At 66.1% G+C, this 13,371-nt stretch carries 13 protein-coding genes; 9 read left to right on the top strand and 4 right to left on the bottom strand.

Annotated elements, in window-relative coordinates:
- Positions 1 to 97 precede the first annotated feature (97 nt).
- Together O6X71_RS07855 and O6X71_RS07850 are read left to right on the top strand one after the other, a co-directional pair.
- Positions 98 to 1,690 (top strand): cisplatin damage response ATP-dependent DNA ligase, encoded by a 1,593-nt coding sequence (locus O6X71_RS07855; RefSeq protein WP_353465341.1) that lies wholly within the window; start codon positions 98 to 100, stop codon positions 1,688 to 1,690.
- Positions 1,691 to 1,761: 71 nt separating this feature from the next.
- Positions 1,762 to 2,535, top strand: a complete 774-nt coding sequence (locus O6X71_RS07850) for an AcvB/VirJ family lysyl-phosphatidylglycerol hydrolase (protein WP_353465340.1) — start codon at positions 1,762 to 1,764, stop codon at positions 2,533 to 2,535.
- 219 nt (positions 2,536 to 2,754) lie between these two features.
- On the opposite strand, the gene O6X71_RS07845 is transcribed toward O6X71_RS07850, so the two are convergent.
- Positions 2,755 to 3,573, bottom strand: a complete 819-nt coding sequence (locus O6X71_RS07845) for a glutaminyl-peptide cyclotransferase (protein ID WP_353465339.1) — start codon at positions 3,571 to 3,573, stop codon at positions 2,755 to 2,757.
- A gap of 46 nt (positions 3,574 to 3,619) precedes the next feature.
- Complete coding sequence (locus tag O6X71_RS07840; protein WP_353465338.1) at positions 3,620 to 4,492, bottom strand: cold-shock protein; 873 nt, start codon at positions 4,490 to 4,492, stop codon at positions 3,620 to 3,622.
- 302 nt (positions 4,493 to 4,794) lie between these two features.
- Here O6X71_RS07840 and O6X71_RS07835 point away from each other — a divergent pair, with 302 nt between their 5' ends.
- From O6X71_RS07835 to O6X71_RS07810, 6 genes are all read left to right on the top strand, one after another.
- A complete protein-coding gene (locus O6X71_RS07835) occupies positions 4,795 to 5,415 on the top strand; it encodes a ribonuclease D (protein ID WP_353465336.1) in 621 nt (206 codons plus the stop codon).
- A complete protein-coding gene (lptC, locus tag O6X71_RS07830) occupies positions 5,415 to 6,068 on the top strand; it encodes an LPS export ABC transporter periplasmic protein LptC (protein WP_353465335.1) in 654 nt (217 codons plus the stop codon). Before O6X71_RS07835 ends, lptC begins: the two co-directional genes overlap by 1 nt.
- A 5-nt stretch (positions 6,069 to 6,073) precedes the next feature.
- Positions 6,074 to 6,622, top strand: coding sequence for an LptA/OstA family protein (locus tag O6X71_RS07825; protein ID WP_353465334.1), 549 nt, complete (start codon positions 6,074 to 6,076; stop codon positions 6,620 to 6,622).
- A 134-nt stretch (positions 6,623 to 6,756) separates the two neighbouring features.
- Positions 6,757 to 7,539, top strand: coding sequence for an LPS export ABC transporter ATP-binding protein (lptB, locus tag O6X71_RS07820; RefSeq protein ID WP_056490090.1), 783 nt, complete (start codon positions 6,757 to 6,759; stop codon positions 7,537 to 7,539).
- Between the two features lie 102 nt (positions 7,540 to 7,641).
- A complete protein-coding gene (rpoN, locus tag O6X71_RS07815) occupies positions 7,642 to 9,141 on the top strand; it encodes an RNA polymerase factor sigma-54 (protein WP_353465333.1) in 1,500 nt (499 codons plus the stop codon).
- 115 nt (positions 9,142 to 9,256) lie between these two features.
- Positions 9,257 to 10,594 (top strand): DUF418 domain-containing protein, encoded by a 1,338-nt coding sequence (locus tag O6X71_RS07810; RefSeq protein ID WP_353465332.1) that lies wholly within the window; start codon positions 9,257 to 9,259, stop codon positions 10,592 to 10,594.
- Positions 10,595 to 10,605: 11 nt separating this feature from the next.
- Here the strand turns inward: O6X71_RS07810 and O6X71_RS07805 are convergent, their stop codons facing one another.
- Positions 10,606 to 11,604: a ligase-associated DNA damage response exonuclease gene (locus tag O6X71_RS07805; protein ID WP_253072420.1), complete on the bottom strand. Its 999-nt coding sequence runs from the start codon at positions 11,602 to 11,604 to the stop codon at positions 10,606 to 10,608.
- A 91-nt stretch (positions 11,605 to 11,695) separates the two neighbouring features.
- Between O6X71_RS07805 and lepB the strand changes: the two genes are divergently transcribed.
- Complete coding sequence (gene lepB / locus O6X71_RS07800; RefSeq protein WP_353465331.1) at positions 11,696 to 12,634, top strand: signal peptidase I; 939 nt, start codon at positions 11,696 to 11,698, stop codon at positions 12,632 to 12,634.
- 86 nt (positions 12,635 to 12,720) lie between these two features.
- On the opposite strand, the gene O6X71_RS07795 is transcribed toward lepB, so the two are convergent.
- On the bottom strand, positions 12,721 to 13,329 hold the full coding sequence (locus O6X71_RS07795) for a hypothetical protein (RefSeq protein WP_353465329.1): 609 nt from the start codon (positions 13,327 to 13,329) through the stop codon (positions 12,721 to 12,723).
- Positions 13,330 to 13,371: the final 42 nt, after the last annotated feature.

Below are 13,371 nucleotides of genomic sequence, written 5' to 3'. Positions count from 1 at the left end.
GCGATCCGCGTCACGCGCAAACGACCGTCGTCGGGACCACCCGGCGGCGGTCGTTTCGCGTCTGCATCCCTTCGGGCGGCAGGCGCGTTGAACGACGATGCATGCTTTTGCCGCCCTGCTCGACTCGCTCACCTACACCCGGTCGCGTAACGCGAAGCTGAAGTTGATCGCGGATTATCTGCGCGCGACGCCCGATCCGGACCGTGGCTGGGCGATGGCGGCGCTGACCGGTGATCTCGATCTCAAGGGCGTGAAGTCGGCGGTGATCCGCGGGCTGATCGAGGAGCGCGTCGATCCGGTGCTGTTCCGGATGAGCCGCGATTATGTCGGCGATACCGCGGAGACGGTCGCGCTGCTCTGGCCCGAACCGACGGTGCCGATCGATCCCACCCCCTTGTCGATTACCGACGTCATCGAGCGGCTGGCGGCGTTGTCGCGTGCCGATGCGCCGGGTGCGCTGGCGGACATGCTCGACCGGTCGGATGCGGAGGAGCGGTTCGCGCTGCTCAAGATGGCGACGGGTGCGCTCCGGATCGGCGTGTCGGCGCGGTTGGCGAAGACCGCGCTGGCGGATGCGTTCGGGCTCGATGTCGATGCGGTCGAGGAGGTGTGGCACGGGCTCGATGCGCCGTATCCGAGCCTGTTCGCCTGGGCCGAGGGCACCGGCGCACAGCCCACGCCCGCGGACGTCCCGGTGTTCCGGCCGTTCATGCTGGCACACGGGCTCGAGGATCTGCGCGTCGATCTTGCCGACTATGCCGCCGAGTGGAAATGGGACGGCATCCGCGTCCAGATCGTCCATGTCGGGGGTGAGACGCGCCTCTACAGCCGCACTGGCGACGACGTGACGGGCAGCTTCCCGGAGATTGCCGTCGCGTTCCGGACGCCGGGAACGGTCGACGGCGAACTGCTGGTGAAGGGCGAACATCAGGGCGGGACGCTGGAGGATGGCGGCGGGGCGGCGAGCTTCAACGCGTTGCAGCAGAGGCTTGGGCGCAAGACCGTGTCGGCGAAGATGCTGGCGGACTATCCTGCGTTCGTGCGGCTGTATGATCTGCTGATCGATGGCGAGAAGGATCTGCGTCCGCTACCCTGGACCGAGCGGCGGAAGCGGTTGGAGGCGTTCGTGCCGCAACTCGACTCCGAGCGGTTCGATCTGAGCGTCGTGATCGAGGCGGACGACTTCACCGCGCTGGAGGCGATCCGCGCGACCGCGCGCGATTCGGCGATCGAAGGCGTGATGCTCAAGCGCCGTGATTCGCCGTACGTCGGCGGACGTCGCGCCGGGCTCTGGTATAAGTGGAAACGTGATCCGCTGACCGCCGACTGCGTGATGATGTACGCGCAGCGCGGGTCGGGCCGGCGATCGTCCTATTATTCGGACTATACCTTCGGCTGCTGGACCGAAGAGGGCGAACTGCTCCCCGTCGGGAAAGCCTATTCGGGGATTACCGACGAAGAGCTCAAAATGCTCGACAGCTTCGTGCGCAACCATACGCAGAACAGGTTCGGGCCCGTGCGCGAAGTCGAGAAGACGCTGGTACTGGAGATCGCATTCGATTCGCTGCACGAGTCGAAGCGGCACAAATCGGGCGTGGCGATGCGCTTTCCGCGGATCGCGCGGATCAGGACGGACAAGCCCGCAGCGGAGGCGGACCGGATCGAGACGCTCAAGCGGATGATTACGTAATCCGCGCGTCATCGAAGCGGGCGGCGGTGCAGGCTATCGCGCCCGATCTTGATACGCGTAAGGATCGTCCGGTGAAAAGTTCGAAACACCCCCGCACGGTAGCGGCACGACGCTGGCGGCGCGGCGCGTGGGTGACTGGCATAATATCCGCGATCGTCGTGCTGTTCGTCTACCTCGCGGGCTATTTCGACCGCGATCCGGTGCACGTGTATCCGGCGATTGGCGTCAGCGCGTCGGGACCGCCGCCGATCGCGGTGGTGAATTTTTCAGGCGACATGGGGCTGCGGTTCCTGCTCGGCGCGTCGACCTCGCGGGGGTTGACCGAGCACGGCATCCCCGTGGTCGGTATCACAACACCGGCGTTGTTTGCACATCATCGGACGCGGACGGAACTCGATGCGATCATCGCGGACGGCGTGCGGACGGCGCTGGCGCGGACGGGTGCGAAGCGGATCGTGGTGATGGGGCAGTCCTACGGCGCGGATATCGTCCAGACTGGGCTAGTGAACCTGCCGAAGGACATGCGTGCGCGTGTGGCGGCGATCGTCTTGATCCTGCCCGGCGACATGGTGTTCTACCGCGCCGACCCTTCGGGGCTGCTCTACGATCACGGGACGCCCGACAGCATGGGAGGGACGACCGGCAACCGGCTGACCTGGGCGCCGGTGACGTGCATCTACGGGCTGGAAGAGACCGACAGCCTGTGTCCGCTGCTGACAACTGCGAACGCGCGAAAGGTCGGGATGCCGGGGGGGCATAATATCCATCACGATGCTGATGGGTTGCTCGGGCATGTGCTCGCCGCGATCCGCGTAGTGGCGCCGGGGGCTGGACGGGGGTTCTGAGGAACTCGCCATCTACGAAGCGATCCTCTCCAGAGGCGCGCGCCTGATTCCTTTTGCGAGGATGACGGGGTTCAGATGACGGCGGCTGAAGACAGCGTTCAGGAGGCGGTCGGCGACCCCGCAATGTTCTCCCGCGAAGGCGGGAGTCCAGTCTGGGCTCCCGCCTTCGCGGGAGAACAAGTAGGGGTGCGCTACCGGGGGACCGCAACTCCACAGAGCCTATTGGGGCGTGGCGGCGATCTTGATCTCGAAGAGCGTCGGCCAGTATTTGCCCGTCACGAACAGCCGATCGGCTTTCGCATCCCAGGCGATGCCGTTGAGGACCGCCTCTGGATCGGTCGCAGCGACTTCGGCGACCAGTGGGCGGAGGTCGATCACCGCGGTCACCTTGCCGGTCGCGGGATCGATGCGAACCAGGAAACCGGTGTGCCAGACGTTGGCGAGCAGCGCGCCGTGGACATATTCGAGTTCGTTGATGTCGCGTAACGGGCGGCCGTCGATGGTTACGGCGACGCGCTTGCGCTCGGTCAACGTCAGCGGATCGCGGACGATGATGTCGGGGCTGCCATCGGACTGGAGCAGCGAGACGCCGTCGCTGGTCAGCCCCCAGCCTTCGCCGGTGTAGCGGTTCTGTCCCTTGGGTTTCAGCGTGCGGACGTCCCAGCGGTGCGCGATGCCGTCATGCCAGGTGAGGCTGACGAGCTGGTCCTTCCACAGCGCGAGGCCTTCGCCAAACTGCGCAGGGTCGATTCGCGTCCTGGCGAGGATCTTGCCGTCCTGGAGCGAGACGCGGCGGACGTCGGATTGCCGCTCCTGCCCCGTGCTCTCGTACAGCGCACCGTCGTGCCAAAGCAGCCCTTCGGTGAATGCAGTACGGTCGTGCGGATAGCGCGCGACGATCGTCGCCGAGAACACCGGCACGCGGGTCGGCTCGCGGGGAGCCGCGACAGCACCCTGCCCGGCCTGCGCCACGGACGACAGCGAGGACGATGAAACGAGAACGGCCGGTCCCGCCAAAGCGAAACCGGCCGCAATCATTATCCTACCGAACACGGTACGATCAGCGTTCTGAGTCAGACAGCTATCAGCCGCCTGCGCTCAGGTTCACCGCTGCGTACTTGCCGCGACGATCGACCTCGAGCTCGAACTCGAGCTTGTCGCCCTCGTTCAGAGTCGACATGCCGGCGCGCTCGACGGCCGAGATGTGGACGAATGCGTCAGGCTGTCCGTCGTCGCGCTGGATGAAGCCGAAGCCCTTCATGGCGTTGAAGAACTTGACCGTACCAGTCGCCTTCTCGCCGGTGAGCTGACGCTGTGCGCCACCTGCACCACCGTCACGGTCGCGATCGCCACCACGGGGCGCGCCCGGGCCAGCATCACGGTCACGCGGCGGGCCGCGATCGGTAACGGCCATCGGCTCGCCATCGATCTTCAGGTCGGTTGCCGAGATACGGCCGCCGCGGTCGACGAGCGTGAAGCCGAGCGGCTGACCCTCAGCGAGAGCGACCATGCCGGCCTGCTCGACGGCGCTGATGTGGACGAAAACGTCCTCGCCGCCATCATCGCGAACGACGAAGCCAAAGCCCTTCTGCGCGTTGAAGAACTTTACGACGCCCGTGCCTTCGCCGACAACCTGGGGAGGCATGCCGCGACCACCGCCGCCGCCGCCACCGCCCGAGAAGCCGCCGCCACCGCCGCCGCCGCCGCGGTAACCACCGCCGCCGCCGCCGCTGCCGCCACCGAAGCTGCTGCCGCCGCCGTAGCTGCTGCCACCGCCGCCACCGTAGCTCGAGCCACCGCCGCCGCCATAGCTGCTACCGCCGCCGCCGCCGAACCGATCGCCGCCACCGCCAAAGCTGCTGCCGCCGCCGAACTCGTTGTCGCCGCCGCCGAAGCTGTCGCGCTTGTCGCGGCCACGCCCGCCACGGTTCCCGCGGCCACCTTTATCGAAACCCATAAGCTCTGTTCGTCTTCCCGGTTCGCCCGCAAATTTCTCAAAACCCTTGTGCCGGACGACGAACGCAGGTTTTCCAGCGCGAAACCTTTTGCGCCTTGAGGGGACCCTTAGCGCAAAATACAAGCCGTCGCGAATAGATTCTGATCCGAGGGCGCTCGATTTGGATCGATACTGGCGCAAGTGTCGCGCGCCAGCCACGACTCGTCGCATCAACGATCGCAAAGCCTTCTTGTCGCCTGATTTGGATCGGTGACGCATATAGAGGCATTGAGCGTTAAGCTTCGGGCGGCTACGGCCGGCGCATGACAGTTCATCTCCACGAAGGCGACATTCCCGCCGACCTGTTCGCGGCCGGCGCCGCGATCGCCGTCGATACCGAGACGATGGGGCTGATCACGCCCCGCGACCGGTTGTGCCTCGTCCAGCTTTCCGATGGCGGCCCCGACGAGCACCTCGTCCGATTCGCCGCGGGTGCCGGCTACGACGCACCAAACTTGAAGGCGCTGCTGGCCGATCCGGCGCGCGTGAAGCTCTTTCATTTCGGCCGGTTCGATATCGCGGCGGTCCAATATTATCTCGGGGTTGTCGCGGCACCGGTATATTGCACCAAGATCGCATCGCGGCTGGTGCGGACCTACACCGATCGTCACGGTCTCAAGGAAATCGTCCGCGAACTGCTCGGCCAGGACATCTCGAAGCAGCAGCAGTCGTCGGACTGGGGCAGCCCCGAACTGTCCGAGGCGCAGAAGGATTACGCGGCATCGGACGTCCGCTTCCTCCACCGGCTGCGGACCGAGCTCGACAAGCGATTGATTCGCGAAGGCCGGATGGAACTAGCGCAAGCGTGCTTCGACTTCCTGCCGACTCGCGCCGCGCTCGATATCGCCGGTTGGCCCGAAATTGACATTTTCGCACACGCTTGATGGACGTTCCGCCCCCCTCACCCGTCGCCCGTCGCGTCCGTAGCGCGCGACAGGACTGGGCCGCGCCCGGTGGCAGCCACGATCGGTTCGTGGCGATCGCCCGCGTCGGCCTGCCGACCGCGATCGGCGTGCTGGCGGCGTTCCTGGTGATGGCGCCGCTGACGGCGGGCGGCGACGTGTCGTTCCTGCTCGACAAGAACAAGGTCGACGTCGCGCAGGAGCGGATGAAGACGCAGGCGGCGCGCTATCGCGGCGAGGATACCAAGGGCCAGGCGTTCACGCTCGACGCCGCCTCGGCGATCCAGAAAAGCTCGGCCGAGCCGATCGTCCAGCTCAATCAGCTCGCCGCGCAGATCCAGCTGACCGACGGCCCCGCCAATATCAAGGCGAACACCGGCCGCTACGACATGGACACCGAGAAGGTGCAGTTGTTCGGTCCGCTGAACGCCACTGCGGCGGGCGGCTACAACCTTAAGACGACCAACGCGACGATCGACATGAAGGCGCGCACGCTCGAAAGCGGCGGGGCGGCGACCGGCACCGTCCAGCAGGGGACGTTCAGCGCGAACAAGCTGCGTGCGAACCTGGAAGAGCGGACCGTGACGCTCGATGGCAATGCGCGCTTGCGGATCATCCCCAGAGGGCCGAAATAGCCGTCATGCGCGCTCCCCACATCCTTGCCGGCTTGTCTGCCGTTCTGCTCTCCACGACCGCGGTCGCGCAGCAGGCGCACAATTCCAACGCCCCGATCGATTTCGGCGCGAACCATATCGAATTGCAGGACAAGGCGAACCGCGCCATCCTGTCGGGCAACGTCGCGGTCAAGCAGGCCGAGATGACGCTGAACTCGGCGCGGATGACGGTGGCGTATACCGGCCAGGTTATCGGCGGGAACCCGCAGGTGTCGCGGCTCGACGCGTCGGGCGGCGTGATCGTCAAGCGGCCCGACCAGACGGCGCGGAGCCAGTATGCGATCTATGATCTCAACCGGCGCGTCATCACGATGCTCGGCGCGGTCACGCTGACGCAGGCGGGTAACACCGTGAACGGCGGGCGCCTGACGATGAACCTCGACACCGGGCGGTCGGTGATCGACGGCTCGTCGGTCGCAGGCGGTAGCGCGGGCGGATCGGCGGCGAGTGGTGGCACCGTCGCGCAAACGGGCGGCCGCGTGACCGGCACCTTCTCGGTCCCCAAGCGCAACTGAGCGCGTGAGCATGTCGCGAGGGCTTCCCTCAGACGGCGCGCTCCTGCATGTTTCCTGCCAATCGTCTGCCGAGCGTTCGGCGGCACCATTCATGCCGAGTGTTCGGCGACTGATTATTGCGAGGGCCTGATCCCATGGACGCCACCACGCTGCCCCCGATCGAGGACGTCGCCCCGATTTCCGAGCCTCCGGTGAACAACGGGCTGCAGGTCGTCTCGATCGCGAAGTCCTACGACAAGCGCGTCGTGCTGACCGACGTGTCGGTGTCGGTCGGGCGCGGCGAAGTCGTCGGGCTGCTCGGGCCGAACGGCGCGGGCAAGACGACGTGCTTCTACTCGGTGATGGGCTTGGTGAAGCCGGACTCGGGCCGGATCATGCTCGACGGCGAGGACATCACGAAGCTGCCGATGTACCGGCGCGCGATCCTGGGCCTGGGCTATCTGCCGCAGGAGACGTCGATCTTTCGCGGGCTGACGATCGAGAAAAATATCCTGACCGTGCTGGAGTTGTCCGAGCCGGACAAGGCGGCGCGCCAGCGGAAACTCAACACGCTGCTGGAGGAGTTCGGTCTGACTCGGCTCCGTGCTGCACCCGCGATGGCGCTGTCGGGTGGCGAGCGGCGGCGTGCGGAAATCGCGCGCGCGCTGGCGGCGGACCCGTCGATCATGCTGCTCGACGAGCCGTTCGCGGGCATCGATCCGATCTCGATCGCCGACATTCGCGACCTGGTAAAGGATCTGAAGCGCCGCGACATCGGCGTGTTGATCACCGATCACAACGTCCGCGAGACGCTCGAGATCGTCGACCGCGCCTACATCATCTACGACGGCCGGGTGTTGTTCTCCGGCTCGCCCGAGGAACTGGTCGCAGATGCGAACGTCCGGCGCCTGTATCTCGGCGAAGGCTTCTCGCTTTAAGCCGATGGATACGCCACTTTCTCCGTTCGCCCTGAGCGAAGTCGAAGGGCTGCCGCGCGAGCCGGTGCTTCGACTTCGCTCAGCACGAACGGACGGGGTGGCATGAGCCTCGCCCCTCGCCTGGACATCCGCCAGTCGCAGTCGCTGGTGATGACCCCGCAGCTCCAGCAGGCGATCAAGCTTCTGGCGCTGTCGAACCTCGAGATCGAGGGGTTCATCGCCGAGGAAGTCGAGCGCAATCCCCTCCTCGAAGCCAGCGCCGCCGAAGACAGCGACGCCCCCGACCGCGAGCCCGCCCCCGAAGTCCGCGACGAACGAGTCGCCGCCGACGAACTGGTCGCGGGCACCGGTAGCGGCGACGAACCGACGCTCGACGTCGACTACGCCACCGAAAGCCACCAGCAGGACAGCGTCGCCGACGGCGGCAGCGGGATGGACGGCGCGCTGTCGATGACCGGCGCGAGCGCGGGGAGAGCGGGCGGCGAGGACGGCCCCGATCTGGACGCGTTCGCCGACACCAGCCTCAGCCTCGCCGATCATCTGCTCGCGCAGGCCGGCCCGGCAATCCCGCACGAAGACGCGTTCATTGCCGCGCATCTGATCGACCAGATCGACGAGGCGGGATACCTGACCGTGTCGCTGCTCGACATCGCCAACCGGCTCGGCGTGCCGCTGGTGCGTGTCGAGGGGGTGCTGGCGACGATCCAGACGTTCGATCCGACCGGCGTCGGCGCGCGCGATCTTTCGGAATGCCTCGCGTTGCAGGCGAAGGAAGCGGATCGTTACGATCCGTGCATGGCGCGGTTGATCGACAACCTCGACCTGCTTGCGCGCGGCGAACTGACTCGGCTGAAGCGGATGTGCGATGTCGACGACGAGGACATGGCCGACATGATCCGCGAATTGCGCGGTTATGATCCGAAGCCGGGGTGCCGATACGGGGGCGAACCGGCGCAGTCGGTGACGCCGGACCTGTTCGTGGCGCGGACCAAGGCGGGCTGGGCGATCGAGATCAACGCCACCACGCTGCCGCGTGTGCTGGTGAATCGGAGTTACTACACCGAACTCTCGGGCGGGCAGCAGGACAAGGCGTCGAAGGCTTGGCTGAGCGATTGCCTCGCGAGCGCGAACTGGCTGGTGAAGGCGCTCGACCAGCGCCAGCGGACGATCATCAAGGTCGCGACCGAGATCGTGAAGCAGCAGGAGGCGTTCTTCCTGAAGGGTGTCGCGCATCTGCGACCGCTGACGCTGCGCCAGGTGGCCGACGCTATCGAGATGCACGAATCGACCGTCAGCCGCGTGACGAGCAACAAATACGTGTCGTGCGCACGCGGGCTGTACGAGCTGAAATACTTCTTCACGAGCGCTATCCAGTCCGCGGACGGCGGCGAGGCGGTATCGGCGCAGGCTGTAAAGTCGGCGATCAAGGCGCTGATCGATACCGAAGGTGCGAAGATTCTATCGGATGACACGCTAGTGGAGTTACTTAACGGCAAAGGGTTCGACATCGCGCGCAGGACTGTCGCCAAGTACCGTGAAGCCTTGGGCATCGGAAGCTCCGTACAACGCCGCCGGGCGCGTACATTAGAGGGCGCGGCCTAAGCTTGCCTTTCGTTACGATAGGCCTAGCGTCGGGCCTGTCATCTCGGGGGGGCCCAGAACGATGTACGACCAAGCCACACGCGACTTAAGCGCTCCGGCAGCCGAACCAGCGATATTGCTGGCGACGGAGCCCGATGGCGCGCCGCGTATCGCGGTTCTCGACATTTTGCGCGGGATCGCGATCCTGGGCATCTTGTTCATGAACATCAACGACATGGGCGGCTCGCTCTGGGCGATGTTCGGAGATTTCCGCAATCTCGGCTGGACCCAGGCCGACCAGGTCGCGTGGTGGCTCCGCGAAGTGATCGCGAACGGCACCGCGCGCTGCATGCTCGAACTGCTGTTCGGCGCGGGGATGGTGATCCTCACCGATCGCGCCGCGCTCAGCCTCGGCAAGCGAGTCGTGATGAAGCGCTATTACCTCCGGAACGTGGTGCTGCTCGGGTTCGGCATCGTCCACCTCTTCATCCTGTTGTGGCCCGGCGACATCCTCCACAGCTATGCGATCGCCGCGTTGGCCGCGTTCCTGTTCCGGCGGATGCGCCCGCGCTGGCTGATCACGATCGGGCTGGTCGCCGCCGTCGCGCAATTCGGTGGTGCGGGATATTTCGCCTATTACCAGCCGCAGCGGGAGCGATCGCAGGTCGCCGCGGTCGACGAGGCGCTCGCGGCAGGTCGACCGGTAACCGCGGACGATCGGAAACTGCTCGCGAAGGCCGCAACCGACGACGCCAAGCGCGCGAAGAGCAAGGCCGAAAGCCATGCGAGGATCGTCGCGGAGGACAAGGCGCGTACCGGCAGTTTCGCGACTTGGGCCGCGATGCAGTGGAGCGTCACGGTCACGCTCCAGTCGCAGGGGTTCGAACTGATCGTCTTCTGGGAAGCCGTCAGCGTGATGCTGATCGGGGCCGCGCTCTACAAGCTCGGCATCCTGCAAGGCTTGCGATCGCGCGGATTCTATCTGCGCATGACGCTGATCGCCTATGCGGTCGCTATCCCGCTGCGGATCGTCGGTGCGATCGAGCAGACGCGGTTCGACGATGCGCCGAAGACGATGTGGGCAACCGTCGAAGTCGCGCGCGAGGCGATGACGCTCGGCCATGTCGGTGCGGTATGCCTGCTGCTCGGCACGGGGTTCGGTGCCACGCTGTTACGGCCGTTCATCGCGGCCGGGCGGACCGCGCTGTCGATATATATCCTGCAGACGATCGTGTGCCTGTGGATCCTGTTCCCGCCGTTCGGCCTCGCGTTATACGGCACGCTCGGCTGGGCGGGGCTCATGGCGACCGCGCTGGCGATCAACATCGCGTTGTTGCTGCTCGCCAACGCCTATGTGCGGCGGTTCGATATCGCTCCGGTGGAGTGGGCATGGCGTTCGCTGGTGGAGGGACGCGCGCTGCCGTGGCGCAAGGCGACGTTGCCGCCCTTCTCCGGAGAATTACGCCCGGCGTGAGGTCCGAGGGCTCAGTCGTCCTCGTCCTCGAACCCGACCAGCGCGAGCGCGCGTGCCTTGATCTGGCGAGTCATGCACCAGTGGACCAGCGCATCCTCGCGGCCGTGCGTGACCCAGACTTCACGTGGCGCGATCTCGGTGAGCGTAGCGATGAGTTCGTCCCAGTCGGCATGATCGCTGAGGATCAGCGGGAGCTCGACGTTCTTCTGGCGCGCACGGCCCCGGACACGCATCCAGCCGCTCGCCATCGCGGTGATCGGATCGGGCAGCCGCCGCGACCAGCGATCGTTGAGCGCGCCGGGCGGGCACATCACGACGTGTCCCGCCATGTCCGCCTTCTTCGCGTCCGCCACCGGGAGCAATTCGCCGAGCCTGACGCCGTGCTCCGCATACAGGTCGCAGAGACGTTGCAGCGCGCCGTGGATGTAGATCGGTGCCTCGTGACCACGTTCGCGCAATTCGGCGATCACGCGTTGCGCCTTGCCGAGCGCATAGGCGCCGACGACGACGCAGCGATCGGGGTTGGCGTGGAGCGCGGCAATCAGCTTGTCGATCTCGTCGCCGGTGTCGGGGTGGCGGAACACCGGCAGGCCGAACGTGGCTTCGGTGATGAAGACGTCGCATTTGACGGGCTCAAACGGGGTGCAGGTCGGGTCCGCGCGGCGTTTGTAATCGCCCGACACGACGATCCGTTCGCCGCGATAATCGAGCACGATCTGCGCGGAGCCGAGCACATGCCCGGCGGGGACGAAGCCGATGTCCACCTCTCCCATCCGGATCGTTTCGCCATACGCGACCGGGTGGCCGGCTTGCGGACCGTAGCGCGCATCCATGATCGCGAGCGTCTCGGGTGTCGCCCAGACGGCTTCGTGGCCACCGCGGGCATGATCGGCATGGCCGTGCGTGACGAGCGCCTTGGCGGTCGGGATCGAAGGGTCGATCCAGGCGTCGATCGGCTTGACGAGGATGCCGTGCGGATGCGGTTCGAGCCAGTCGCCGAGTTTTGCCATGCCAGTACTACGCGTGAACCGGGTCCGCGGTGCCAGCATTGTCTTGCGCCCAGTGTCCCGTACGATGCTCGCGCTCACCGGGGGATGTCGCATGAACGATACGATAGAAGACCCGGTCGACCGGCGAAGCGTGCGAGCACGGGTCGGCGTCTCCGCGCTCAACCTGATCCTGCCCGGACTTGGGCTGATCCGCGTCGGCGATCGGCGCGGCGCGGCGCTGACTTTCATGGCGCAGTTCGCACTCGCCGCCCTCGTGACGTTCGGGTTGGGGCACCTTCCCATCTCAAGTTACGGTGTCGCGGTAGCGGCGCTGGTGCTGGTCATCGCGTTGTTCGGTGCCGTTTACGTCGTGCCGATCATACTCACATGGCGCAAGAGCAGGCTCCGCGGCCCCAAACCTTGGTGGTCGCGCTGGTATGCGCTGGCGCTGATCGCCGTGGCCGTGCTGGGCGTTTGGGAACGCGTCCCGCCGATGATGCACCATTTCTACAAGCCGTTCTACGCGCCGTCCGACAGCATGGCGCCGACGATCGGCAGCGGTGACAAGTTCGTCGTCGACATGCGCTGGCGTGGGCCGCCGAGACGCGGCGACGTGATCGTCTTCCAGGCGGCCGACAGCGTCCGCGTCAGTCGGATCGCGGCGATTGCGGGCGACAGGATCGCGATGCGCGCTGGCCTGCCGATCGTGAATGGGGTGGCGGTCGCGCAGCACGCAGAAGGCAGGATGATGGTCGACGATATCGAAGGCCGACATCCTGCGACGATTCTAAAGGAACGCCTGCCGGGCGAACGATCCAGCCATCGCATATTGGACACGGATACGTCGCTGTTCGACGACACGCGGGAGGTCACCGTCCCGCCGGGCCATGTCTTCGTGCTCGGCGACAATCGCGATCGCTCCGCCGACAGTCGCGTGCCGCTCGAGCAACAGGGCGTCGGGATGGTGCCGACGACGACGATCATCGGCCGCGCTATGTACCTGTATTGGAGCATCAATCGCGCGAAGATCGGCGATCGGCTCGACCGCTAGACGGTACGAGCCCCCGAGCTTGCCGCCGTGTTCCGAAGCGGAAGTACCTTCGGAATGCCGCCGGTTTCGGATCCCAGCGACGGGCGTCAGCGGCGACGGCCTACTTTAATCGTCGCGACGATCGCGTCCATCTGGGCCGCGGCTACCGCCTGGGTCGGCGCGTTGCGTGCCGGCGCTGCCGCCGCCTTAACCGCGTAGGTGACGCGGTCGATCGCGTAGCAGGTGCCGTCGACGACGGTGCGCAGGTTCGTCGCGTTGACCTGTTGGCTCATGCCCGCGTCGCCGTTGGAATACACCGTCCAGCGGTGACCGCCGAGCATCCGGTTGGGCAGGCGCCGACCGCTTCCCGACTTCAGCCCCGCGGTGCCGCAGATCGCGACGACCGCGGCGCTGCGGCTGAAACCGACCTGCACCATTTCTGTGACCTGGCCTTCGCCGTCGCTCGGCTTGGCGACCTGCCAGAAGCGGACGATGCCGACGCCGCGACCGACCGGGCTGCCGTCCCAGATCTGGCGCCAACCGGCGTTCATCAGGGCCCGGCCGGCGAAATTGCGCGTCGGGGTCAGCGCCGACGGATGGGATAGCCGGACCATGCCGCCCGCCCCGAGGAAGGACTTGGTCGCCGCACTGGCATTGGCGAAGGGAAGAAAAGCGAGCAGTGGCAGTGGCAGCAAAAAGCGAAGAAGCGTCACCAATCGTCTTTCATATAGAGAGGCTTGGCAGTGTGCCGGCCGTTT

This window comes from Sphingomonas faeni (assembly GCF_040407505.1).
In the GTDB taxonomy this organism is placed as follows: domain Bacteria; phylum Pseudomonadota; class Alphaproteobacteria; order Sphingomonadales; family Sphingomonadaceae; genus Sphingomonas; species Sphingomonas faeni_E.
The sequence above is the reverse complement of the archived record's forward strand: the minus strand, read 5'-3'. Positions and strand labels throughout refer to the sequence as shown.

Bases quoted from the DNA above. Each gene is read 5' to 3' on its own strand.
- O6X71_RS07825 (WP_353465334.1), top strand. From the start codon at position 6,074: ATGCGCGCTCCCCACATCCTTGCCGGCTTGTCTGCCGTTCTGCTCTCC.
- lptC (WP_353465335.1), top strand. From the start codon at position 5,415: ATGGACGTTCCGCCCCCCTCACCCGTCGCCCGTCGCGTCCGTAGCGCG.
- O6X71_RS07840 (WP_353465338.1), bottom strand. From the start codon at position 4,492: ATGGGTTTCGATAAAGGTGGCCGCGGGAACCGTGGCGGGCGTGGCCGC.
- rpoN (WP_353465333.1), top strand. From the start codon at position 7,642: ATGAGCCTCGCCCCTCGCCTGGACATCCGCCAGTCGCAGTCGCTGGTG.
- O6X71_RS07855 (WP_353465341.1), top strand. From the start codon at position 98: ATGCATGCTTTTGCCGCCCTGCTCGACTCGCTCACCTACACCCGGTCG.
- O6X71_RS07845 (WP_353465339.1), bottom strand. From the start codon at position 3,573: ATGATTGCGGCCGGTTTCGCTTTGGCGGGACCGGCCGTTCTCGTTTCA.
- lptB (WP_056490090.1), top strand. From the start codon at position 6,757: ATGGACGCCACCACGCTGCCCCCGATCGAGGACGTCGCCCCGATTTCC.
- lepB (WP_353465331.1), top strand. From the start codon at position 11,696: ATGAACGATACGATAGAAGACCCGGTCGACCGGCGAAGCGTGCGAGCA.
- O6X71_RS07835 (WP_353465336.1), top strand. From the start codon at position 4,795: ATGACAGTTCATCTCCACGAAGGCGACATTCCCGCCGACCTGTTCGCG.
- O6X71_RS07805 (WP_253072420.1), bottom strand. From the start codon at position 11,604: ATGGCAAAACTCGGCGACTGGCTCGAACCGCATCCGCACGGCATCCTC.